20 protein-coding genes are annotated in these 22,566 nt (G+C 62.5%); 8 read left to right on the forward strand and 12 right to left on the reverse strand.

All coding sequences use genetic code 11. The features are described 5' to 3' along the window. From WDB88_RS14740 to nrdF, 8 genes are all read left to right on the forward strand, one after another. On the forward strand, positions 1-270 hold the full coding sequence (locus WDB88_RS14740; protein WP_330647147.1) for a sarcosine oxidase subunit delta: 270 nt from the start codon (positions 1-3) through the stop codon (positions 268-270). Then, complete coding sequence (locus WDB88_RS14745; protein ID WP_339109587.1) at positions 267-3,212, forward strand: sarcosine oxidase subunit alpha family protein; 2,946 nt, start codon at positions 267-269, stop codon at positions 3,210-3,212. The genes WDB88_RS14740 and WDB88_RS14745 overlap by 4 nt, the downstream gene beginning before the upstream one ends. Next, the gene (locus tag WDB88_RS14750) at positions 3,205-3,759 is read left to right on the forward strand and encodes a sarcosine oxidase subunit gamma (RefSeq protein ID WP_339109588.1); all 555 of its coding nucleotides are present in this window, start codon (positions 3,205-3,207) and stop codon (positions 3,757-3,759) included. Before WDB88_RS14745 ends, WDB88_RS14750 begins: the two co-directional genes overlap by 8 nt. Before the next feature lie 173 nt (positions 3,760-3,932). Then, positions 3,933-4,817, forward strand: a complete 885-nt coding sequence (purU, locus tag WDB88_RS14755) for a formyltetrahydrofolate deformylase (RefSeq protein ID WP_339109589.1) — start codon at positions 3,933-3,935, stop codon at positions 4,815-4,817. Between the two features lie 591 nt (positions 4,818-5,408). Next, positions 5,409-5,633 (forward strand): glutaredoxin-like protein NrdH, encoded by a 225-nt coding sequence (nrdH, locus tag WDB88_RS14760; protein ID WP_330647143.1) that lies wholly within the window; start codon positions 5,409-5,411, stop codon positions 5,631-5,633. A 9-nt stretch (positions 5,634-5,642) separates the two neighbouring features. Then, entirely contained in the window at positions 5,643-6,065 is a 423-nt protein-coding gene (gene nrdI / locus WDB88_RS14765; RefSeq protein ID WP_339109590.1) for a class Ib ribonucleoside-diphosphate reductase assembly flavoprotein NrdI, read from the forward strand. After that, the gene (gene nrdE / locus WDB88_RS14770) at positions 6,041-8,176 is read left to right on the forward strand and encodes a class 1b ribonucleoside-diphosphate reductase subunit alpha (RefSeq protein WP_339109591.1); all 2,136 of its coding nucleotides are present in this window, start codon (positions 6,041-6,043) and stop codon (positions 8,174-8,176) included. The genes nrdI and nrdE overlap by 25 nt, the downstream gene beginning before the upstream one ends. A 20-nt stretch (positions 8,177-8,196) precedes the next feature. After that, on the forward strand, positions 8,197-9,165 hold the full coding sequence (nrdF, locus tag WDB88_RS14775) for a class 1b ribonucleoside-diphosphate reductase subunit beta (RefSeq protein WP_330647140.1): 969 nt from the start codon (positions 8,197-8,199) through the stop codon (positions 9,163-9,165). A 71-nt stretch (positions 9,166-9,236) separates the two neighbouring features. Here the strand turns inward: nrdF and WDB88_RS14780 are convergent, their stop codons facing one another. From WDB88_RS14780 to WDB88_RS14835, 12 genes are all read right to left on the reverse strand, one after another. Continuing rightward, complete coding sequence (locus tag WDB88_RS14780; RefSeq protein WP_339109592.1) at positions 9,237-9,932, reverse strand: autoinducer binding domain-containing protein; 696 nt, start codon at positions 9,930-9,932, stop codon at positions 9,237-9,239. A gap of 196 nt (positions 9,933-10,128) precedes the next feature. Then, complete coding sequence (locus WDB88_RS14785; protein ID WP_330647138.1) at positions 10,129-10,803, reverse strand: ATP-binding cassette domain-containing protein; 675 nt, start codon at positions 10,801-10,803, stop codon at positions 10,129-10,131. Further along, positions 10,800-11,972: an ABC transporter permease DevC gene (gene devC, locus WDB88_RS14790; protein ID WP_330647137.1), complete on the reverse strand. Its 1,173-nt coding sequence runs from the start codon at positions 11,970-11,972 to the stop codon at positions 10,800-10,802. The genes WDB88_RS14785 and devC overlap by 4 nt, the downstream gene beginning before the upstream one ends. After that, positions 11,972-12,823: an efflux RND transporter periplasmic adaptor subunit gene (locus WDB88_RS14795; protein ID WP_330647136.1), complete on the reverse strand. Its 852-nt coding sequence runs from the start codon at positions 12,821-12,823 to the stop codon at positions 11,972-11,974. Before WDB88_RS14795 ends, devC begins: the two co-directional genes overlap by 1 nt. A gap of 98 nt (positions 12,824-12,921) precedes the next feature. After that, positions 12,922-13,662 carry a DUF1295 domain-containing protein gene (locus WDB88_RS14800; protein WP_339109593.1) on the reverse strand — a complete coding sequence of 247 codons (741 nt, stop codon included), beginning with the start codon at positions 13,660-13,662 and terminating at the stop codon, positions 12,922-12,924. Between the two features lie 21 nt (positions 13,663-13,683). Continuing rightward, a complete protein-coding gene (locus tag WDB88_RS14805) occupies positions 13,684-14,832 on the reverse strand; it encodes an acyl-CoA dehydrogenase family protein (RefSeq protein ID WP_339109594.1) in 1,149 nt (382 codons plus the stop codon). A 9-nt stretch (positions 14,833-14,841) separates the two neighbouring features. Continuing rightward, positions 14,842-15,948, reverse strand: coding sequence for a hypothetical protein (locus WDB88_RS14810; RefSeq protein ID WP_339109595.1), 1,107 nt, complete (start codon positions 15,946-15,948; stop codon positions 14,842-14,844). Beyond that, positions 15,945-16,622, reverse strand: a complete 678-nt coding sequence (locus tag WDB88_RS14815; protein WP_339109596.1) for a 4'-phosphopantetheinyl transferase superfamily protein — start codon at positions 16,620-16,622, stop codon at positions 15,945-15,947. Before WDB88_RS14815 ends, WDB88_RS14810 begins: the two co-directional genes overlap by 4 nt. After that, positions 16,619-16,939, reverse strand: coding sequence for a hypothetical protein (locus tag WDB88_RS14820; RefSeq protein ID WP_339109597.1), 321 nt, complete (start codon positions 16,937-16,939; stop codon positions 16,619-16,621). Before WDB88_RS14820 ends, WDB88_RS14815 begins: the two co-directional genes overlap by 4 nt. Then, positions 16,930-19,311 carry a beta-ketoacyl synthase N-terminal-like domain-containing protein gene (locus WDB88_RS14825; protein WP_339109598.1) on the reverse strand — a complete coding sequence of 794 codons (2,382 nt, stop codon included), beginning with the start codon at positions 19,309-19,311 and terminating at the stop codon, positions 16,930-16,932. The genes WDB88_RS14820 and WDB88_RS14825 overlap by 10 nt, the downstream gene beginning before the upstream one ends. Further along, complete coding sequence (locus tag WDB88_RS14830) at positions 19,308-20,930, reverse strand: AMP-binding protein (RefSeq protein WP_339109599.1); 1,623 nt, start codon at positions 20,928-20,930, stop codon at positions 19,308-19,310. The genes WDB88_RS14825 and WDB88_RS14830 overlap by 4 nt, the downstream gene beginning before the upstream one ends. Continuing rightward, positions 20,923-22,560: an aminotransferase class I/II-fold pyridoxal phosphate-dependent enzyme gene (locus WDB88_RS14835; RefSeq protein ID WP_339109600.1), complete on the reverse strand. Its 1,638-nt coding sequence runs from the start codon at positions 22,558-22,560 to the stop codon at positions 20,923-20,925. Before WDB88_RS14835 ends, WDB88_RS14830 begins: the two co-directional genes overlap by 8 nt. Between the last annotated feature and the right edge of the window lie 6 nt (positions 22,561-22,566).

Here is a 22,566-nt window from a genome sequence, read left to right on the forward strand (position 1 = left end):
ATGCTGATACCCCATCCTCTTCTTGGCCTGCGGGATGCGCAGGAGTTTACCTATCTGGGCGATGCCAGCCTGATGAACCGTCCCGCGCCTGACGCGGGCGAGGCGGCCTTTGCCGATTACGTCTTTCTGCGCGACAATCCGGCGGGCGTGCACCGCGAGCTTTGGTATCACGAGCAGGGCGACCGCTCGTGGCTGATTGTCACCCGTAACACGCTGACCCATGAGATTCTGGGCGCCGAGCTTGCGATGAAACCGGAGGGCGCGAAATGAGCCGTTTGTCTGGCGGTCTGGTAGATCGCAATGCGCCTTTGAAATTCCGCTTTGATGGGGTCGATTACACGGGCTTTCAGGGCGACACTCTGGCCTCGGCGCTTTTGGCCAATGGCGTGCAGCTTATGGGGCGGTCGTTCAAATACCACCGCCCGCGCGGTGTGGTGGCCGCCGGTTCGGAAGAGCCCAACGCGCTGGTGACCCTGCGCACGGGCGCGCAGGCCGAACCGAACACCCGCGCCACCGTGGCCGAGCTTTATGACGGGCTCGAGGCCAAATCGCAGAATTATGCGGGCTCGCTGGAGCATGACTGGCTGGCAGTGAATGATCTGCTGTCGCCCTTCTTTGCGGCGGGCTTCTACTACAAGACCTTCATGTGGCCGCGTGCCTTCTGGGAAAAGCTCTATGAGCCGATGATCCGTAAGGCGGCGGGGCTTGGGGCGCTGTCGGGGCTGCCCGACCCTGATGCCTATGATCGCGGATATCTGCATTGCGACCTGCTGGTGATCGGCGGTGGCGCGGCGGGGCTGATGGCGGCGCTGACCGCTGGCCGCGCGGGGGCCAAGGTCATTCTGGCGGATGAGGATTTCGCCTTGGGCGGGCGTCTTCTGGCCGAAAGCCATGCGCTGGATGACGCGCCCGCGACCGACTGGCTGCGCGCGACCGAGGCAGAACTTCGCGCGATGCCCAATGTTCGTGTGATGACGCGGATGACGGTTTTCGGCACCTATGACCACGGCGTCTATGGCGCGGTCGAGAGGGTCTCGGATCACCTGTCCGATGCAGGCGGGAAGGTGCGCCAGACGCTCTGGCGGGTCACCGCGCGGCGGGCGGTTCTGGCGGCGGGTGCGACCGAGCGTCATATCCCCTTCGCCAATAACGACCGTCCGGGCATCATGCTGGCAGGTGCCATGCGTGCCTATGCCAACCGCTGGGCGGTGGCGCCTGTGCGGGCGCCCGAGGACCGGATCGCCATTTTCACCAATAGCGACGATGGTCACCGCACCGCGCTGGATCTGATCGCCAAGGGCGCGCAGATTGCAGGCGTGATCGACACGCGGGCTGATGCGAAGTCGCTGGGCGATTACCGTGTCTACGCTGGCTCGGTGGTCTCGGACAGCAAGGGCCGTCTGGGCGTGACCAAGGTGCAGATCACCAGCGGCGGCACTCGCCAGTGGATCGACTGTGGCGCTTTGGGTGTCGCGGGCGGGTGGAACCCCAATGTGCATCTGGCCTCGCATCATCGTGGACGTCCGGTCTGGCGCGAGGATCTGCTGGCCTTTGTGCCGGGCGAGGGTGGACCCACGGGGCTGATCCCCGCAGGCGCCTGCAATGGCGAGGGCACGACCGCGCAGGCACTGGCCTCGGGCGCGAAGGCGGCTGTTGCGGCGCTGGCGGATCTGGGGATTGCGGCCATGACGCCCGATCTGCCCAAGGCCGAGGATAGCCCTGTTACCCCCACGGCCTTCTGGCATGTGGCCGGCAAAGGGCGCGCTTGGGTCGATTTCCAGAACGATGTGACGGTGAAGGATATCGCGCTGGCGCATAAGGAAAACATGCGTCCGGTCGAGCATCTTAAACGCTGGACCACTTTGGGCATGGCCACCGATCAGGGCAAGACGGCCAATGTCTCGGCGCTGGCGGTCATGGCCGAGCTCACCGGCAAATCCATCCCCGAGACCGGCACCACCATCTTCCGCCCGCCTTATACCGGCGTGTCTTTGGGTGTGCTGGGCGGCGGCGATACGGGCAAGGATTTCCGCCCGACCCGCCTGACCCCGACCCATGACTGGGCGAAAGCGCGCGGGGCGGTCTTTGTCGAGGTCGGCCAATGGATGCGGGCGCAATATTTCCCGCAAGGGAATGAGGAAGACTGGCGCGAAACCGTGGACCGCGAGGCCTTGGCCGTGCGCTCGGGCGTGGGGCTTTGCGATGTGACCACACTGGGCAAGGTCGATGTGCAGGGGGCAGATGCGGGGGAATTCCTCAACCGGATCTACGCCAATATGATGGGCACTTTGAAGGTTGGCAAAGTCCGCTATGGGCTGATGCTGCGCGAGGATGGCCATATCTATGACGATGGCACCTGTGCGCGTCTGGCCGAGGACCATTATGTGGTCACCACCACCACCGCCAATGCGGGGCTATGCTATCGCAATATGGAATTCGCGCGGCAATGCCTCTGGCCGGAGCTGGATGTGCAGCTGATCTCGACCACCGACGCTTGGGCGCAGATTGCCGTGGCGGGGCCGAACTCGCGCGCGCTTCTGTCGCGTGTGGTGGATGGGGTGGATCTGTCGAATGAGGCCTTCCCTTTCATGGGCTGTGCCGAGATTACCCTCTGCGGCGGGCTGCGGGCGCGTCTGTTCCGGATCTCTTTCTCGGGCGAATTGGCCTATGAGATCGCGGTGCCGGCACGTTACGGCAATGCGCTGATGGAACGGCTGATGGAGCAGGGTCAGGATCTGGGGGTGACCCCCTATGGCACGGAAACCTTGGCCGTGCTGCGGATCGAGAAAGGCCATGCTGCGGGCGCCGAGTTGAACGGGCAGACCACCGCGCAGATGCTGGGTCTGGGCAAGATGGTCTCGGTTAAGAAAGATTCCATCGGGGCGATCATGTCGCGCCGCGAGGGTCTGGCTGCTGACAAGCGCCGTCTGGTGGGGCTGCAACCGCTGAATGCCGAAGAGCGGATCTTTGCGGGCTCGCATCTGTTCACCCGTGGCGATCAGCGCACGATGCAGAGCGATCAGGGCTGGGTGACCTCGGCCTGCTATTCGCCCCATGTCAAAAGCCATATCGCGCTTGGTTTTGTCGAACAGGGCGACAAGCGGATCGGTGAGGTGATCGTCGCCTATAACCCGCTGGAAAATTCGGGCTGTGACTGCCGGATTGTGCCTGCCCATTTTGTTGACCCCGAAGGGGAGCGTCTCCGTGACTAAGCCCGTGACTGATCTGATTGCACAGACCGCCCTTGGCGGCACCCGTCCGAAAACCGAAACCCTCGGGTCGATGACCCTGACCGAACGCCCCGATATCGCGCTGGCCTCTGTGGTCGCGCGCCACGGGCAAAGCCTGACCGAAGTGGCGGGGCTGCCACTGCCTGCACCGGGGGCCTTGACCCAAGGCGCGGGGCTGACCGCCTTCTGGGCGGGGCCGAAGCAATGGCTGATCGAGGGCGAGGCCCGCGCCGAGGAAGATTTCGCGGCATGGGTCAAAACCCAAGCGTCTGCGGCATCGGTCACGGAACAGACCGATGGCTGGGTGGCCTTCGACATCACGGGCCCCGAGATGGACCGCCTGCTGGAACGTTTGGTCAACCTGCCCGATAGCGCCAAGGCCACAGGGCAGGCCACCCGCACCGGCCTGCATCATATGTCGGTCTTCCTGCTGCGGCTTGCAGACGACCACTGTCGGATCTGGGGCATGCGCTCTTATGCGGGAAGCCTCTGGCATGCCCTTCACGAGGTGGCTTCGCGGCTGTCTTGATGCGGGGCCTGATGCGGCGGGGCCCGAGATCAGGCCTTGCGGCTGGCGGCCTGCCTGCGGGCGGGGCGTCAGGGAATATCACGTGCAATCGGGGCGGTCTTTGACCGGTTCCTCTTCTCTTCATGCCTCCGATGGGGCTATACCTCTATGGCGAAAGACTTTCGGATACTCACATGACCAAATATTGCCTGACTGTAACCTGTCCTACCCAGCGCGGCATCGTCGCGGCCATCTCGGGTTTTCTGGCCGATAAAGGCTGCAATATCACCGATAGCGCCCAGTTCGACGATCTCGAGACGGGGAATTTCTTCATGCGGGTCAGCTTTACCTCGGAAACGGGGAATGATGGTGACAGCCTGCGCAGCGAGTTTGCCGAGACTGCGAAAAGTTTCGGTATGAACTTCGCCTTCCACGACGAGGCCACCAAGATGAAAGTCGTCATCATGGTGTCGCGCTTCGGGCATTGCCTGAATGACCTTCTGTACCGTGCGCGCATCGGCGCGCTGCCGGTGGAGATCGTGGCGGTGATCTCGAACCATATGGATTACCAGAAGGTCGTGGTGAATCAGGATATCCCCTTCCACTGCATCAAGGTGACCAAGGAAAACAAACCCGAGGCCGAAGCCCGCATCATGCAGGTGGTCGAGGAGGCAGGTGCCGAGCTGATCGTGCTGGCACGCTATATGCAGATCCTCTCGGACGAGATGTGCCAGAAGATGTCGGGGCGGATCATCAATATCCACCATTCCTTCCTGCCGTCCTTCAAAGGCGCGAACCCCTATAAGCAGGCCTTTGCCCGCGGGGTGAAGCTGATCGGGGCGACCTCGCATTATGTGACCGCCGATCTGGACGAGGGCCCGATCATCGAGCAGGACACCGTGCGGGTGACCCATGCGCAATCGCCCGAGGATTACGTCTCGCTGGGGCGCGATGTGGAAAGTCAGGTGCTGGCGCGGGCGATCCATGCCCATGCCCATCGCCGCGTCTTCATCAACGGGTCGAAAACGGTGGTCTTTCCTGCGTCTCCGGGATCGTTCTCGTCGGAGCGTATGGGCTAAGGCGCGCGTCTTTCCGCAAGATATAGTGGCCGCATGCCGGTTCGGGTCGTCCTTCGGGGCGGCCCTTTTATGTTTTGCAGGGCGAGGTCCTCTCCGGTTTTCAGCCCGGGATTGAACCTCCCGTGAACGAATCCGGAGCGTCGATTCGGTGTGCGCTGTCGGAAAACCCCGTCTAGCCCCAGAATTATTTTTTTGCGCTTTGCTTTGGGCGGGGTTCTTTGTAACTCGAAAGTCCCGCGATTCAGATGCAGGGCCAAGGTGATATACCCCGTTCGGCCTGCAGAGGGCCGGATGAAAAAGGCACTGGACTTTGGGCGCAAAGTGGCTACTATATATAGCGCATCAGGTGGGGTGGGATACTATATCAGCCTCACGCAAAGGGCCGCTACAGTTCCGGCCCGTCCGAGATCTCCGCTGTGGCAGGCTATCCTGTTGCAATGCCGGAGCGGACAGGTGGGCAGGCCGTCTCTGGCCTGTCAGCGGCCAGCCTGAATGCGATAATGTCCACGGGCGGTGCGTCTGGGGGGAGTTTGGCAGAAATGCGATCCACCTTCCCGAATGTCCGCCCCTTTGCTTCGGGGTCGAGAGCCTATGTCTATTACCGTCTACAGCAAGCCCGCTTGCGTTCAATGCACTGCGACCATCCGCGCGCTCAATGCCCGTGGGATCGAGCATGATGTCATCGATCTGACGCTGGATGCCGAAGCGATGGAAAAAGTGACCGGCCTTGGCTACCGTCAGGCACCTGTTGTTGTGGCGGGTGCCGACCACTGGGCAGGCTTCCGTCCGGACCGCATCGCAAGCCTTGGCGCCTGACCCGATCCGATGACCGGGCTGGCCTATTTTTCCTCGGCCACCGGAAACACGCATCGCTTCATCACCCGACTTGGACTGCCCGCTATCCGCATTGGTGGTACAGAAGATCGCTCGGCCAGTTTGGCCGAGCTGCCTTTTGTGCTAATATGCCCGTCTTATAGCGATGGCGAGGGTCGGGGGGCAGTTCCGAAACCCGTGATCCATGCTTTGAACAACCCGGAAATTCGCAAGAATATCAGGGGGGTAATCGGCACCGGAAACACCAATTTCGGGATCTATTATGGCTATGCGGGCAAAGTGATTGCCGAAAAATGCAAGATTCCTCTGCTCTATAGATTCGAGCTGAGTGGCACCGACCTAGATATTGCCCGTGTCAGAGACGGGCTCGAGAAATTCTGGAGAGCACAATGCTTGACAAAGCAGACGCCGTAAAAGGGCTCGACCATCACGCGCTGAACGCGCTGTTGAACCTGTATGATGCGGATGGAAAGATCCGTTTCGAGGCCGACAAGCAGGCCGCGCGCGCCTATTTCCTCAACCATGTGAACCAGAACACCGTGTTCTTCCACTCGCTGGATGAGAAGCTCGATTACCTCGTGGACGAGGGCTATTACGACGCTGCTGTGTTGGAGCTTTATGATCGCGACTTCTGCCGTCAGATCTGGGATGCCGCCTACAAGAAGAAGTTCCGCTTCCCGACCTTCCTTGGCGCGTTCAAATATTACACCGCCTATACGTTGAAGACCCGTGACGGTCAGCGCTACCTCGAACGCTATGAAGACCGCGTGGTGATGGTGGCTCTGGCGCTCGCGCGGGGTGACCGCAAGATGGCGCTGTCGCTGACCGAAGAGATGCTGGCGGGCCGCTTCCAGCCGGCAACGCCCACCTTCCTGAACGCAGGCAAGAAAAGCCGCGGCGAGCTGGTGTCCTGCTTCCTGCTGCGTCTTGAAGACAATATGGAATCCATCGGCCGCTCGATCAACTCGGCGCTGCAGCTCTCGAAGCGCGGCGGCGGTGTGGCATTGATGCTGACCAACCTGCGCGAAGCCGGTGCGCCGATCAAAGGCATCGAGAACCAGTCCTCGGGCGTCATTCCGGTGATGAAACTGCTCGAAGACAGCTTCTCCTATGCCAACCAGCTGGGTGCGCGTCAGGGGGCAGGGGCGGTCTATCTGAACGCCCACCACCCCGATATCCTGAAATTCCTCGACACCAAGCGCGAGAATGCCGACGAGAAGATCCGCATCAAGACACTGTCGCTGGGCGTGGTGATCCCCGATATCACCTTCGAGCTGGCGAAACGCGATGCCGAGATGTATCTCTTCTCGCCGCATGACATCCAGAAAGTCTATGGCTGTGCCTTCTCGGAAATCTCGGTCACCGAGAAATACGAGGAGCTGGTCGCTGACGCCCGTATCCGCAAGACCAAGATGCGCGCGCGTCGCTTCTTCGAGATTCTGGCCGAGATCCAGTTCGAAAGCGGCTACCCCTATCTGATGTTCGAAGACACGGTGAACCGCGCCAACCCGATCGACGGGCGCATCACCATGTCGAACCTCTGCTCGGAAATCCTGCAGGTAGCGGAGCCCTCGACCTTCAACGAAGACCTCAGCTACGCACATATGGGCACGGATATCTCGTGCAACTTGGGCTCGCTGAACATCGCCCGCGCGATGGATGGTGGTGAACTTGGCGCGACCGTCGAGGCCGCGATCCGCGCACTGACCGCCGTGTCGGAAATGTCGGCGATTGACGCTGTGCCCTCGATCCGTAAGGGCAATGACCAGAGCCATGCCATCGGTCTGGGCCAGATGAACCTGCACGGGTTCTTGGCGCGTGAGCGTATCCATTACGGCTCGGAAGAGGGGATCGATTTCACCTCCGCCTATTTCGCGGCTGTGGCCTATCACGCGCTGCGGGCCTCGAATCTGATCGCCCGCGAGAAGGGCGAAAGCTTCGTGGGCTTCGAGAAGTCGGATTACGCGAGCGGCACGTTCTTCGAGAAATATGTCACCCGCGACTGGCTGCCCGAGACCGAGACGGTGACAGCCCTTTTCGAGAAATTCGGCATCACCCTGCCCAGCCGCGCCGATTGGGCGCAGCTGCGGGATGATGTGATGGCGCATGGTCTTTATAACCGCAATCTGCAGGCCGTGCCGCCGACCGGTTCGATCAGCTATATCAATAATGCGACCGCCTCGATCCACCCGATCACCGCGCGCATCGAGATCCGCAAGGAAGGCAAGATCGGCCGCGTCTACTATCCGGCACCCTATATGGATAATGACAACCTTGAGTACTACAAGGATGCCTATGAGATCGGCCCCGAAAAGCTGATCGACACCTATGCGGCGGCCACCGAACACGTCGATCAGGGCCTCTCTCTGACCCTGTTCTTCCCCGATAGCGCGACGACCCGCGATATCAATCGCGCGCAGATCCGCGCGTGGAAATCGGGGATCAAGACCATCTATTACATCCGGCTCCGTCAGGCCGTGCTGGAAGGCACGGAAGTTCAGGGCTGTGTCTCCTGCAGCTTGTAACTGTCGGGAAAGGAAGAGTTATGCTTGATCAAACGAAAAAAGCGCCGCTCAAGGGCGTGAACTGGAACCGGCTTCAGGACGATAAGGACCTTGAGGTCTGGAACCGCCTGACCTCGAATTTCTGGCTACCCGAGAAGGTGCCGCTGTCGAATGACGTGCCCTCCTGGGCCAATCTGACAGCCGAAGAGCGCCAACTGACGATCCGCGTTTTCACCGGCCTGACACTGCTGGACACGGTGCAGAATACCGTTGGTGCGCCGACGCTGATGGCAGATGCGGTGACGCCGCATGAAGAGGCGGTTCTGTCCAATATCGCCTTCATGGAAGCCGTGCATGCGCGCAGCTATTCGTCGATCTTCTCGACGCTGTGCATGACCGCAGAGGTGGATGAGGCCTTCCGTTGGGCGGAAGAAAACCCGCATCTGCAGCGCAAGGCGAATCTGATCCTGAATGAATATAAGGCCGAAGATCCGCTGCGCAAAAAAGTGGCCTCGGTCTTTCTGGAAAGCTTCCTGTTCTATTCGGGTTTCTATCTGCCGATGTGGTGGTCCAGCCGCGCCAAGCTGACCAATACCGCCGATATGATCCGCCTGATCATCCGCGACGAGGCGGTGCATGGCTATTACATCGGCTATAAGTTCCAGCGCGCTTTGGAGAAAGTCTCGGAAGAAGAGCGCGCCGCCGTCAAGGATTTTGCCTTTGCACTGATGTTCGATCTCTATGAGGTCGAGACGCAATATACGGCAGAGCTGTATGACGGTATCGGGCTGACCGAAGATGTGCGCCACTTCCTGCATTACAACGCTAACAAGGCGCTGATGAATCTGGGGTATGAGCCGCTCTTCCCGCCGGAAGCCTGCGAGGTGAACCCCGCGATCATGGCCGCACTTTCGCCCGATAGCGAGAACCACGACTTCTTCTCGGGCTCGGGGTCGAGCTATGTGATCGGCAAGGCCGTGGCCACCGAAGACGAAGACTGGGATTTCTAAGACCCGTCATCCCGTATGTCCTGCGCCTCCGCTTTGGATGTCCGAAGCGGAGGCGTGTGTTTCCGGTCGCCTCAGATCGACAGAATGCCGCTGCGCATGGCCTTGATGATCGCGAAAGTCCGGCTATTGGCCGCAAGCTTGCGCATCGCGCTTTTGAAATGGCAATCCACCGTGTTATTGCTGATATGCAGGATCGCGGAAATATCGCTGGAGGTTTTGCCGATGGCCGCCCAGCTCAGGCATTCGATCTCGCGTTTGGTCAGGTCGTAATCGTTTTTTCCGGCCAGCTTCAGCGATGCTGACACCCCGTTGAGAGACTGTAAGGCGCGCGCGGCCTCGTTCATCAACGTGTCGTTCAACGCACAGGGATTGGCTTTGGACAGCGAGGCCAGAAGCAGGCTCCCATCAAGATTGTGGATGCTCATGCAGATGCCGGAATACAGCCCGAAATCCTGCGCCTGCCGTTGGACATGGCCATGCGTGTCGCCATAGCCCGACGCATGTTTCAGATCCGACCATTTAACCGGATAGGACACAAGGCGCCCGAATTGCAGCACCGGATCATAGCTATAAAGCTGCTGGCTGGCATAATGGCGGGCCCATTCTTCGGGGTAATTCGTCACATGCATGGTGGGCAGGGATTTTGCCGCCGTGAAATCCTGTGCCCCGATGGCGCAAATCGCGTAATAGTCGAAATCGAGATGCGCCAGATTATGCTCGATTGTGTCCGTCAATTTCGTGGCTGCCGCGCTTGTGCTGTCTCGCATGTCTAAATCCTCGTCTATGACGTCAAATAGCTACCCAAACGCGGTTCTGAACATATCCGATAAAATAATTACGGCGCTTTTGAGCGGGGTCGATAATTGCTGACGCGACCGTAACACCAAAACCGGCGCACAGAAACTCTTCAAAGGTAGGATAACGTAAAGAGGATGACAGTTTGACGACGCGACCCGTCCGGCATCACGCCGCGCGGATGCGCCCGTCTTCCATTTCAAGCACGCGGTCTCCGGTATCGAGGATACGCGCGTCATGGGTCACCATCAGCACCGCAGAGCCGTTCTGGCTCGCCAGATCGCGCAGCAGCTCCACCACCATCTTGCCGGTCTTGCCATCCAGAGAGGCGGTCGGCTCGTCGGCCAGCACGATCTTGGGACGGGTGACCAGTGCCCGCGCAATGGCCACCCGCTGGCGTTCGCCGCCCGACATCTCGCGCGGATATTTGTCCAGCGCATGGGACAGGCCGACCTGTTCCAGCAGGTCGCGGGCCGCTTTGGCGGGCGCAGGGATTTCGGGATGCAGCCGTAACGCCATCAGAAGGTTCTGGGTGGCCGTGAGCGCCCCGATCAGGTTATGCATCTGGAAAATAAAACCGATATGACGCCGGATTTGCAGTCGCTGCTGCGCCGATGTGCCATCCAGACGCTGGCCCAGAACGCTGATCTGGCCTTCCTGAGTGGCGCGAAGTCCGCCGATCAGGGTCAGGAATGTGGTCTTGCCCGAGCCGGAGGGGCCTTTGACGATCACGATTTCGCCGGGATCGAACCTGCCGCTCAGGTCGAACAGAACCTGCCGGCGCAATGCCTTGCTGCCATAGCTATGCGACAGGCCGGAAAATTCGATTACGGGATGTGTCATTGGAAAAGCTCCGCCGGATCGGCCTTGCGCAGGCGTCTCAGGGCCAGAATGCCCGAGAACAGGCACATGCCAGAGGTCATCAGGAACACCGCAAGCGACCAGCCCGGTGTCAGTCGCAGCGCATAGCCGGTGCTCTGGGCCGTGAAATAATAGATCAGCGCCGAAATCGCCACGCCCGGCACATAGCCCAGACAGGACAGGATCAGCGACTGTTTCAGCACCAGCGCCGAAAAATAGCTGTCGCGATAGCCCATCGCCTTGAGGGTGGCATATTCGGGCAGGTGGTCCGTTACATCGGTGTAAAGGATCTGGTAGACAATCACCGAGCCGACCAGAATGCCCATCAAGGCACCGGTGATGAAGATAAACCCGATAGCGGCGGTGGTATTCCAGTAATTCGCCTCAAGCGCCACAAAATCGGCGCGGGTCACGATCTTGATATCCTTGGCCTCCAGATCGGCCTGCAACCTGTCGCGCACCGTTGCCGGATCATATCCGGGGGCCAGTTTGATCAGCCCCAGACTGGGTTCCGCCGCGCTCAGATCGGGGCGGAGCGCAAAGAAGGTCGGGCTGCCCATAACGACGGTGCCATAGGCGATAAACGACGTGCCCATATCGAAAAGTCCGGTGATCCGCACCGGCTTGTCGGCCAGTTGTGTATCGACATGGCCGGTTTTCGCAAAGGCACCGGTGATGTCGCCGAAATAGGCGGGCAGGCTTTTACGGTCAAACAGCACCGCGCCGCTGACGGCAAACTGGTCCTGCGCCGCGACCAGTTCCGGCAGGTTGATCGCGGGCTTGTCCGGCTCTACGCCGATGGCCATGATCGACCGCGAATAGCCGTTCTCGATATTCTTGAAATTCATCAGCGATACATAAAGTGGGGCCACCTCTTGCACCCCTTCGGTCGCCATCGCCTCGTGCAGACGCATGCGGGAGAACTGGTGCTCGGCGCCGAAATATTCGAAATCGGCAGGCAGCATGACAAGATCGGCCTCAAGGCTGCTATGCACCTTGGTGGCGCTGTCGATCATGGCGTTGTAGAAACCGATCTGCACAAGGATCAGCACCACAGCGAACGCCACGCCGCAAATGGCCGCCAGCAGCCGCCGCGGCTCGAAGCTTAGCAGCCGCCATGCCAGCGAAAATCTTTGGTTGCGTGCGGGCATTATCGGGCCGCCCCACGCGTCTCAATCAGCACGGTCCCCTGAAAACCGTTCAGCAGCAGGACATCTTTGGGGCGATCCAGCGCGATAACCACCTGCACCACCCGTTTTTCCAGATTTTCCAGCGCATCGGTGGCGTAGATCGTCGTTTCGGTCACTTTCGGCAGGACCCGAAGCACCTTGCCACTGACGGGATGCGCCAGCGCGGGGCTTTCGAACCTGGCGGTCTGCCCGACTGCGACAAAGCGGGCCTTGGTCTCGAAAATCTCGGCCAGTGCCTCCATATGGGCGACATCGCCCATCTCGATCAGGTCCTCTCCGGCAATCACCCCTTCGCCCATGCGCTTGTTCAGGTCGAGGATCATTCCGTCAGTGGGCGCGCGGATCACCGATTGTTCCAGCAGGATCTTGTCGTAATCAAGCTGCTTTTGCGCCGTGACCAGCTGGGCTTTGGCCAGTTCCAGCGTTTGCAGGGCGGTGTCGTAATCACTTTGCGAGATCGGCGAGACCGAGGATTTGCGTAGCCGCGATTTCCGTTCGATATCGATCTGGGCGAAATTGACCGAGACCTCTGCCTCGGTCACACCGGCCTCGGCCAAAGCCACGGTGGCCGAAAGTGGCCCGCCGGTATCCAGTTCCAGAAGCGGCTGACCGGCTGTGACCATCTCTCCCTCATGCACCAGCACCTTGCTGATGCGATAGGTGGTATCCCCCGCAGGCCCCGTCAGATAGCGCACGCCATCTTGCGGGCGCAGCCGTGCAAAGCCCGACACGCGGGCGGGGCTTTGCACGCTTGGCGCGTCCTGCGCCAGCGCGGGCCAGGCCTGTGCCGTGCCCAGTGCCAGAACGGCCATGAAGATCCTCAAGCGAGGGCGGAAAGAGGGAAGACCCGACATGGACATTCTGCCTTTATTGTCGTGAGAGATATTGGCGCGATCAACCCGCGCGGTGGTCAGGATTTGAACGCGCCATAGGGCAGGAAGAGCGGGGTCGAGCGGCAGTAGCGCGCCCAGTTCTCGCCATGCCGTTCTTGCGAGAGTTTCTCGTTTTTCGGGATCGCATCGAAGAAATACTGCAAGAGGTTCACCACCGGCGCGACCAGCCCCCAAGGCCAGACAGAGACCAGTGCGAAAGACAGGTAAATCAGGAAATCCCCGAAATAGTTGGGATGGCGCGACAGGCCCCAGAACCCGCCATGCAGCAGCTTGCCGCGATTTTCGGGGTTCTGCTTGAAGGCCCATTTCTGATAATCCGCCCCCAGATGGAACAGCGTGCCCAAAGCATAGCAGATCAGCGTCAGCGCATCATAAAGCCCGAACGGATCGGTGCGGTCCATCGCGGCAAAGAAGGGCAGCGGATAGAGCCAGCAGAACACCGGTACCAAGACCAGCGGCAGGACCAGAAACTGGCTGGGCTTGACCTGATCCTTCAGCTTGGCCGCCCCTGTCGCATTGAACCAGATCAGCAGCGTATACAGCATCCGCGCCACATAGGCCGCCACCAGCGCCACGATCATCCAGCGCCGCCACGCAGCGCCCTCGCCCTGAACGGCCAGCACGATGGTGACGGGCAGGATGCTGAAAAAGCCGAAGACAAAGGGCCATTTGGTGTCGCCCGTGCGCCATGCCGACAGCATGCCCAAAAGCGTGAACAGCACGGTGATCGCGATCATGATCCAATAGACAGGGGTCATTTCTATATCTTTCTTGAATGGTTAACGTAATTTCATCGCGCGGGCGACGATCTCGCGCTGCATCTCGGAACTGCCCGAGAAAATCCGCGCGGGCATGGCGTCATTGAGAAACCGGTTCACGGGATGGGTAGCCGTCATCGCCTCGCCGCCGAAAATCTGCATTGCATCCTGTCCGATCTGCACCGCCGATTCCGCGATCCAGATCTTGCTCAGGGCGACGGTCTGCTCGCAGGGCTTGCCCTGATCATAGAGCCATGCCGCCTTATACAGCAAAAGCCGTGCGGTCTCGATTTTCAGGCGCATATCGACCAGCCGGTTCGAGATGGCCTGATTGGCCCCGATATGGCGCCCGAATTGCACGCGGGTGCGCGCATGCTCCAGACAGAGCGCCAGAATGCGCTCCATCGCGCCCAGATAGATGGAAAACAGGCAGCATCTTTCCCAGACCATGCTCTCGTGGAACAGGCTGGCTCCGGCACCTTCCGGCCCGATCCGGAAGCTTTCCGGCAGCGCGCAATCTTGGAAATGCACGCTGCCCCACGGGCTGGAGCGCAGGCCCGACTTGCTTTCCTCGGCGCTGATCGTCACGCCGGGATGATCGGTGGGCAGCACGAAACAGCTGATCCCGAAAAAGGAAGAGGTCGCATCGGTCCGGGCATAGGCCACCAGCATATCCGCGACAGGGGCGTTGGTGATAAACCGCTTCGTGCCGTTGAGGATATAGCGCCCCCCCTGTTTCTCTGCCCGCGTTTTCATGGCGAAGACATCCGAGCCGGACCCCTCTTCCGAAATCGCGTTGGCGGCGATTTTGCGGCCCTGTGCCATTGCGGGCAGCCAGTCGGCTTTCTGGCTGTCTGTGCCGCCCCGCCAGACCGGAATGACACAGGCGAAGAGATGCGCACAGAGCGAAAACAGCAAGCCCAGATCGGGGATATGACGGGCGATTGTCTCGTAGCTCTGGATGGTTTCAAGCGCCCCTGCCGCGGTGCCGCCATAGGTCTCGGGCAGCGGCAGCCCCGCCAGCCCCATCGCGCAGAGCCTGTCCCATTGCGGGCGCGAGAAGCCGGACGGGGACTGCGGGTCCTTGGCGCAGGTTGCGGCAAAATCTTGGGCAAAGCGCGCCAGATGGCTGTTGCGCTCCTGCTGTTCGGGGGAAAGAGAGAAATCCATGACAGACCTTCAGTCAGACAGTAAGGGGGAATGCTCGGCACAGGGAGCGGCACAGGGGTCGCGCTGCGCGGAGGTCGCATGCAGGATCACACTGGTTTCCACGCGCGGGGTGACGATCTCCGCCGGTTTTTGTGCCCCGAGACGGGCGATGAAACAGGGCCACTCCGTGAGCCGGAGCGATAGGCGCAATGCGTCACGCGGGCGCGCGTGTTGGAGAAGCACGCTCAGCGGATGGATCTGCAACCCCAGCTGCGCCGCCGCCAGCCACAGCTCGGCCAGCCGGTTGCCGGTTTCCAGCAGATCGCCAAAGGACAGGTTCGGTGTCCGTGCCTGCAAGATCAGGATGGCAGGGGTGGTGCGCACCAGATCGGCCAGTTCGCGTGCCAATGTCCGCGCCAGCCCGAACGGGCGCAGGCATTGCATCGTGACCGGATGCAGAAGCAGTTGCAGCAGCTTGCGCCTGAGCGTCGGTAGCGGCCCGAGCAGCGCCTCGATCGGGAAGCCGCGCGTTTTTACGACCTGTGGCGCGGGCTGGAAATGGATATGGCGGTAGGTCTCTGACCATGCGGCGAAATTCGAGAAATCCAGCGCCCCGTAATGGGCCACAAGAGCCGCCACCTTCTGACGGGTCTGCGGGTCTTGGGTGATCCTTAGGTCGGCCGGCTGGCCGGTGCCCAGCAGTGGCCAGTGGCGTGCCGCCAGACGCGCGCAATCGGCGCGGCTGATGGGGGTTGCGGCGAAGGGGCCACGGGTGGTGCGCCGGTTGCGGACCTGTTCGGCAAAGGCATCCAGCCCCGTGCGCGTTTCCACAGCCGGCAGGGTGATCGTGATCCGCAGCGCCCTGTCCCCTTCGACATGGCAGCGCCATTGCGCGCCGCCCAAGTCCAGCACATGGCAGAAAATGCCTGCAAACAGCCCGAGGCTCAGGGCCATCTCCGCCGCAAGCGTGTCCAGCGCCGCCAGACGGGCCGTCTCATCCAGCGTCAGAAGCGCCTGATAGCTGCGCTCCTGCGGCAGGGCCTGCAGGCTGACCTGCCACGGCTGGCAATTATGAGATGACGGTGCCCATCGTGCGATCGAGGCGGCTTGGGTGATCAGCGGTGGGATCTGCGTCATGCGCGGGCCTCCGTGCGGATATGTGCCGAGGCCACCGCAACCGCCGTGCCGCGCCAGATTCCGCCAAACGCGGTCAGGCAGGGCAGGCGGGCATCCTTGACGGCGATGCGGCAGCCGTGGCCCCAGCCTGTCCAGAAGATGTCGGAAATCTCGGCAAGACTGCGGGCAAGGCGGGTTTTCAGCACGGCTTCCTTGACCGCCCAGAGCACCGGCAGACGCGGGTCGTCCGGGGGGAGCGGGCCCAGCAGATCGCGCTCGGTCGTGCTCAGGAAATAGGGCAGGATCTCGGGCCGGAACGTGGTCCGCGTCTCGATATCGACCCCCAGAGGATGGCGCGCGCAGGCAGCCAGCGCGTATGCGCCGCTATGGGCCAGAGACACCTGCCAGCCCTGCGGCCCCGCCACCGGCCCGCTACGCCCCTCGCGCGGCAGCAGCGAGAGCGTCCGCAAGGGGCCCAAGCGGGGCATCTGTCGCCGCAATGCGATCTTGGCGGCCAGCCGACCGGCCAGCCACTCGCGCTGCTTCTTGTGCTGTCCGAAACTGTGCCACAGATCGTGCTCGGGTGGGGACAGCACCTTTGCGGCCAAGCTGCGCAGCCTGTCGCTTGGCCCGTCCTGTAGCGTCAGGGCGGTGGGGCAATGGGGGCCAAGACGCAGATGGGTGACGGTGATCATAGGCAGGCCGCGCGCCGGTAGCCTTGGCCAAGCTGCGCGCCGGAAAGCTCTTCGACAACCTCGGCCATGCCGGAAAATGCCGCGACGAGGCTGGCAAAGGCCGCGCTGGCCATATCGGCCTCGAAGGCGTCTTGCGAGGTGACGGTGATGACCTCGAAATAGTCGAAGCCCTGTCCGGCATCGGCACGCTGGACGCTGAAGGCCTCGACGCTGGGCAGCTGCGGGCAGGTCGCGTAATCGGTGCCGAGCACCCATGCTTCGAAGGCCGCGGCCTGTTCGGGGGCGAGCAGGCGGATTTTGTGGATAATCAAATGCATATATGATCCGTTTCGTCCAATGCAGCGGGGGCTGCTTCGATAATCATGTGAAAATTCGTGCCACCCGTGCCAAGCGCATTGACGGCGGCGCGGCGATGGGGGGCGGGCATGCGGTCCGCAGGGGAAGAGGTGTCCGCTGTCGGACGGATCTGCCAGCCGCCAGCCTCCAGCCCCAGTTCCGTGCTCAGCGCGCCGCGCAGCAGGGTGGGCGGGGTCTGTCCTGTCTGTACGGCCTCCAGCGCACGGAACAGCCCCGCCATACCGGCGGCTGCAAAGCTGTGCCCGATCAGCGATTTGACCGAACCCAGACTGGCCGGTCCGTGGCGCTGCGCGGCATAGACCGCATTCAGCGCCTCGATCTCGATCCCGTCGCCGCGTCGGGTGCCGGTGCCATGCGCCTCGACATAGCTGACCGTCTCGGGGGCAATGGCCGCATCTTCCAGCGCACGCTGCATCGCCCGCATCTGGCCGCTGGCATCGGGGGCGGTAAAGGACAGCGCATCCGACGACCCGCCAATGCCCAGAATGACCCCTTCGATCGTGCTGGCCTCGCTGGTCTCGGTGGCGCAATCCGCCAGCCGCCGCAGCACCACCGCGCCCGCCCCGTCCCCGGGCGAGAAACCATCCGCAGTCTGGCAGAAGGGCGCGATGCGGCCCGCCGAGAGCATCCTTTGCGCCGAGCAGAGCGTGAAGTCGCGCTGATTGATCGGGGTTTCCGCCGCAATCACCAGCACCGCATCGGCCTGCCCCGCGCGCAACTGGGCGCGGGCCAGATCCAGCGCCGCCAGTGATGAGGCACAGGCACTTTCGACCGTCAGGCCGCTGGCCGCCAGCCCGAATTCCAAACTGAGCTGCCTGACCAGATGGCTCGGGAGCATCTCGCAAAGCGGGGTCTGCGGCAGCGGGGCGGGCGTCGGGGTGGGCGGCGGGGCGATATCGCTGCCCAGAATGGCCTCGAGCGCGCTTTGGTGCACCGCGTTCGAGACCTGACGTTCCAGATTGGTGCAAAGCTGCGTTGCCAGAATGATTGACCAGCGCCCCCAGTCCGGCGTGGCCCCCGCCTGAGACAGCGCCTCCTTCGCGACCCTGTAGGCCAAGGCGCGGGTGGCATCGGGAGCCGCCGTGACAGGGCTTTCGGCCCCCTGATCGGAATAGCTGGTCAGGGGGGCCTGTTTCTGGGGATCGAAGGCACAGCTGCGGGGCAGGGCTTCCGCGCTGACAGGGCCGATGCCATTTTCGCCGTCGCGAAACGCCTGACCGACCTGCGCGCGCGTGGTGAAGGGGCCATAGCAGGCCCCGCTGCCCAGAATGGCCAAGGGGGCGGCGCGCGGGGGCGGGGATGCGTTGGTTTGTGCGCCGTTCTCAGTGCCGTGCTGGGCGTCGCGCGACAGGCGCAACTGCCAGCGCTGTCCGTAAAGCGAACGGCCCGCAAGCACGGCCTGTCCGGTTTGTGGCAGGGTTTCCAGCGCGTCCCGCAACTGGCGTGCGACCTCGTGGCCCAGCCCGTAACGCCCTGTCGGAGCGGGGGGCTGAACGGGGTCGACTGCACCAAGATCGGCGGTCTCGATCACGCCCAGAATGGGGTCGCCGTCCTTTTGCGCCAGATCGAGCCTGCGTAGGACCAGAAGGCTTGCGCCTTCCTCCAGCACCAGATCCGGCCCGAAGCGATGTTGTAGCGCCGCCGCCATATGCGCCCCTTCGATACGCTGGCCGGTGCCAATGATCACCCTGTCGCTGCTTCCGTCACGCAGGTTGAGCGAGGCCATCTGCAAGGCGTTGACCAGACCGGCCTCGGCATTTTCCAGCGCCAGAATCCGGCCCCGTGCCTTGGTTTCGATGCCGATGCGGGCGGCGATGATACTGGCCATCTCGCCGACCTTGTCATGGGTGGTCGAGCCGAAGGCCTCCTGCAAACGCTTGCGGCCCTGCGCCAGAGGCTCGGGCGGGGACTGGGCCAATGCGCGCACGCCCGCCACCTTGAGCGCATTGCGCAATGTGGCATCGAACCCGCCGCAGATGGTGACAAGGATATCGGTGCGGTCTGCATGGTCCGAAAGCGGCTGTGCCGAAACCACCTCGCGCGCGAGCCAGAGCAGATTGAGCGTCAGCATAGAGACGGCCCGTTCGTAGATCGGCGGGATCCGGAAACTTGCCGCCGGGCAGGGAGGCGGGGGCAGAAGCGCCACCCGTAGGCCGGACAGTTCCGCCGTGATCCGCGGGTCGCAGGCCGCCAGCCGGTTTGGCGGATAGGGTTGCACCGGCCCCGCTACCGCGTGTCTGGCCGCGACAATCGCCAGTTTGCAGGCCAGACGAGTCTGTGGATATGGCGTTGCGGGGCTGGCGCCTGCAAGGGTGCGGGGGGGCTGGGTCATACGGGTTCGACCCTGTGGCTGTGGCGCGGGCCCGGCAGGAAGGCATCTTCCGCGATACGCTGGAGGTGGCGCATATCGGTTTTGCCATTGGGGGTGCGCGGCAGATCCGACATGATCTTCATATGGCGGGGCAGCATGAAGCGGGGCAGGAGGTCGCGAAGATGCTCCAAGATCTCCATTTGCGCGGGCGGATGCGCGGCATGGACCGGAGTCACAAAGGCCACCAGTGCCGCCCCGCGCGGGCCGAGGATCTGCACCACGGCCGCTTGGGCGACCGCCGGATGGCGGGCCAGCGCGGCCTCTATCTCGCCCAGCTCGACACGGTTGCCGTTGATCTTGACGATCCGGTCGATGCGCCCGTGATAGACCAGACCTTCGGGCTGTTCGGACACGATGTCCCCCGTCGCATGGCGCCCTGCCGCATGATCGCGCTGGATCGCGGGGTCGGGATGGTTGAGATAGCCGGGCGTGACCATCGTCCCTTCGATGACCAGTTCGCCCTTTTCGCCCGGCGCTACGGCATGGCCGGTCTCGGGGTCGCGGATGAACGCGCGCTGGCCGGGAAGGGGGCGGCCAATCGGGGCGGGATGGTCGGCTGCCAGATCGGCAGGGGTTATGCGATGGAACGTGCAGGCATTGGTCTCTGTCGGGCCATAGAGATTGTAAAGCGGCATATCCGCCCCGACCTGCGCGGCCATCGCGCGCAGATCGCCAATCGGGAAGACCTCGCCTGCGAAGGCGATCTGGCGCAGCGCCGGGGCATGGGCAGGGGTCAGCCGCTTGGCACGGGTCAGCATGGTCAGGATCGAGGGCACGGCATAAACTGTTGTCACCCTATACCGCTTCAGCCCCTCGGAAATGGCGATGATATTGGATTGCTCTGTTGTGGGGATCGGCCAGACAGAGGCCCCCGCCCGCGCCGCCGCGAACAGATCGAAGGTCGAGAGATCGAAGTGGAAGCTGGCATGGTTGCCGATCACATCGGCGGGGCCGAGGCTGAATTCCTTGACCGCCCAGCCGATAAAGGCATCGAGATTGCGATAGGACATCTGCACGCCCTTCGGCACACCTGTTGAGCCCGAGGTGAACAGGATCGCGGCAATCCAGTCGGGTTGCGGCTGTGCGGGGTGGTGCGGCACCGGAGCCAGCCGGTCGAGCCGCAGGCTGGGCACCGGAAGCGCGGGCAGTTCCGCCGTGTCGGCGCAATCGCTGAAGATGACCAGTTGCAGGCTGTCGGGCAGCGGACCGGGCAGATGGGCCAGAAGATCGGGCGAGACCACCAGCACCTCGGGGTGCGCCTCGGCCAGAATTCTTGCCGCCCGCTCGCCCGGTTGCGAGGGGTCAAGCGGGATATAGGCAAGCCCCGCTTCCAGCGCCCCCCAGATCGCGGTGATCGCCTGCGGGCCCTTCTGGGTCCAGATCGCGAGGCGATGCCCTTCCGAGAGGCCCGCGATCTGCAGGTGACCGGCCAGACGCGCGACCTGTGTGTAAAGCGCGCCATAGGACAGCGGCGTCTCGCCCTTCAGGCACGGGGCCTCGGGCGTGCGGGCTGCATGAACGCGCAGCCCCTGTGTGACCGGTGTGAACGGCGCGGCCTGCTGGCGGGAGATGTCAGTCATCGACCTCGATCCCCACTTCCTTGGCGCTTTCGATCAGGATCTGGGCGGCCAGATCGAGATCTTCCAGCGTATGTTCCGAGGTAACCGAAATACGCAGCCGTGCATCGCCCACCGCCACGCCGGGGAAGACCACGGTCTGGCAGAACATCCCGCGGGACCGGACCGCACGCCCCAGTTCCAGTGTCTTGCGGTCATCACCGATGACGACGGGCAGGATCGCGCTCTGGGTCTCGCCCAGATCGAAGCCCGCCCGCAGCAGGCGGCTCTTGAGATGGTCGATATTGCGCCAGAGCGTGGCCAGCCGTTGCGGCTCGGTCATCATTAGCTCGATCGACATGATCAACCCTGCCGCGACATGGGCGGGGATGGTGGCGGCGAACACATAGGAATTGGCGTAGAAGCGCAGATATTCCACCACCTCGGCCCGCGCCGCGACAAAGCCGCCAACGCCTGCGAGCGTTTTCGAGAAGGTGCCCAGTTCCAGATCGACCTGCCCCTTCATCCCGAAATGCTCGCTGGTGCCCGACCCCGTCTTGCCCAGCACACCGGTGGAATGGGCATCATCCACCAGCACCTTGGCGTCGTATTTGCGCGCCAGTTCCACCAGACGCGGCAGATCGACGATATCGCCATGCATGGAGAACACGCCATCGGTCACGATCAGGCGCCCGCCCTCGGCATCGGCACTGCGTTCCAGCGTGCGTTCCAGCGAGGCGATGCTGTGCTGGTAGATCTTGCGCGAGGCCCCCGACAGCTTGCAGCCATCTTGGATGCTCATATGGTTGATCGCATCGGTAAAGACCATGTCACGCTGCGAACAGAGCGCCGAGATCGTGCCCAGATTGGCGGAATAGCCGGAGGGGAACACGATGGAATCCTCGGTGCCCTTCAGCAGCGACAGTTTCGTTTCCAGCTCTTTATGCAGGATATTCGACCCGCCAATCAGGCGGCAGCCGGTATTGGTCGCCCCATAGCGGGTTGCGGCATCGCGGATGGCCTCGAGCACCCGCGGGTCATTGGCCAGCCCGAGATAGTTGTTCGAAGCGAACATCAGGAATTCGCGGGGGCGGCCCGCCACCTCGTCAAAAATCACCGCGCGGTTCTGGCAGGGGGTCTCCAGCGGCATTCCGTACCAGTAATAGCCCTGCGCCCGCTGGGCCTGATAGAAGGCGCTGAATTCCCTGGCCTTATGGAACAGGTCACGGCTGGGCAGGTCGGCAAAATCGCGCATGGTGCGGGTGTCTTGCGGCGCAACGGGGCGCACGTCCTCGGTAGGGGCGTCCTGCGCGGCATTGAGCAGGGTGTCGACCAGATCCGCCGCCCCGCTCTGGGCCGGTTGCGCCGCCAATTCGGGCAGGGGCGCAGCGCCAAGCCGCTCCAGCAGCTGGCGGGTGAGATCACGGATCGAACGGATCCCGTCCAGACTGCCCCCTGCACAGTTGCACCGGCCCATCAGATCGGAATGGATCTCCAGCAGGACGATGCTGTCAATGCCCAGATCGGCCTCGAATTCGGCCTCGGGCGAAAGCTGTTCGGGGCTGTAGCCGGTATGGTGCTGCACGACCGTAAGGGTCAGCGCGAGCGCGGTTTCGTCACGCGAAAGGTCCAGGGTGGTCTGGTCGTCGCTCATCTCATC

Origin of the sequence: Thioclava sp. GXIMD4216 (assembly GCF_037949285.1) — a bacterium.
In the GTDB taxonomy this organism is placed as follows: domain Bacteria; phylum Pseudomonadota; class Alphaproteobacteria; order Rhodobacterales; family Rhodobacteraceae; genus Thioclava; species Thioclava litoralis.

What these genes read in the sequence shown, in the direction of transcription:
- WDB88_RS14740 (WP_330647147.1), top strand. Translation starts at nt 1, where the DNA reads ATGCTGATACCCCATCCTCTTCTTGGCCTGCGGGATGCGCAGGAGTTT.
- WDB88_RS14745 (WP_339109587.1), top strand. Translation starts at nt 267, where the DNA reads ATGAGCCGTTTGTCTGGCGGTCTGGTAGATCGCAATGCGCCTTTGAAA.
- purU (WP_339109589.1), top strand. Translation starts at nt 3,933, where the DNA reads ATGACCAAATATTGCCTGACTGTAACCTGTCCTACCCAGCGCGGCATC.
- nrdH (WP_330647143.1), top strand. Translation starts at nt 5,409, where the DNA reads ATGTCTATTACCGTCTACAGCAAGCCCGCTTGCGTTCAATGCACTGCG.
- nrdI (WP_339109590.1), top strand. Translation starts at nt 5,643, where the DNA reads ATGACCGGGCTGGCCTATTTTTCCTCGGCCACCGGAAACACGCATCGC.
- nrdE (WP_339109591.1), top strand. Translation starts at nt 6,041, where the DNA reads ATGCTTGACAAAGCAGACGCCGTAAAAGGGCTCGACCATCACGCGCTG.
- nrdF (WP_330647140.1), top strand. Translation starts at nt 8,197, where the DNA reads ATGCTTGATCAAACGAAAAAAGCGCCGCTCAAGGGCGTGAACTGGAAC.
- WDB88_RS14780 (WP_339109592.1), bottom strand. Translation starts at nt 9,932, where the DNA reads ATGCGAGACAGCACAAGCGCGGCAGCCACGAAATTGACGGACACAATC.
- WDB88_RS14785 (WP_330647138.1), bottom strand. Translation starts at nt 10,803, where the DNA reads ATGACACATCCCGTAATCGAATTTTCCGGCCTGTCGCATAGCTATGGC.
- devC (WP_330647137.1), bottom strand. Translation starts at nt 11,972, where the DNA reads ATGCCCGCACGCAACCAAAGATTTTCGCTGGCATGGCGGCTGCTAAGC.
- WDB88_RS14795 (WP_330647136.1), bottom strand. Translation starts at nt 12,823, where the DNA reads ATGGCCGTTCTGGCACTGGGCACGGCACAGGCCTGGCCCGCGCTGGCG.
- WDB88_RS14800 (WP_339109593.1), bottom strand. Translation starts at nt 13,662, where the DNA reads ATGACCCCTGTCTATTGGATCATGATCGCGATCACCGTGCTGTTCACG.
- WDB88_RS14805 (WP_339109594.1), bottom strand. Translation starts at nt 14,832, where the DNA reads ATGGATTTCTCTCTTTCCCCCGAACAGCAGGAGCGCAACAGCCATCTG.
- WDB88_RS14810 (WP_339109595.1), bottom strand. Translation starts at nt 15,948, where the DNA reads ATGACGCAGATCCCACCGCTGATCACCCAAGCCGCCTCGATCGCACGA.
- WDB88_RS14815 (WP_339109596.1), bottom strand. Translation starts at nt 16,622, where the DNA reads ATGATCACCGTCACCCATCTGCGTCTTGGCCCCCATTGCCCCACCGCC.
- WDB88_RS14820 (WP_339109597.1), bottom strand. Translation starts at nt 16,939, where the DNA reads ATGCATTTGATTATCCACAAAATCCGCCTGCTCGCCCCCGAACAGGCC.
- WDB88_RS14825 (WP_339109598.1), bottom strand. Translation starts at nt 19,311, where the DNA reads ATGACCCAGCCCCCCCGCACCCTTGCAGGCGCCAGCCCCGCAACGCCA.
- WDB88_RS14830 (WP_339109599.1), bottom strand. Translation starts at nt 20,930, where the DNA reads ATGACTGACATCTCCCGCCAGCAGGCCGCGCCGTTCACACCGGTCACA.
- WDB88_RS14835 (WP_339109600.1), bottom strand. Translation starts at nt 22,560, where the DNA reads ATGAGCGACGACCAGACCACCCTGGACCTTTCGCGTGACGAAACCGCG.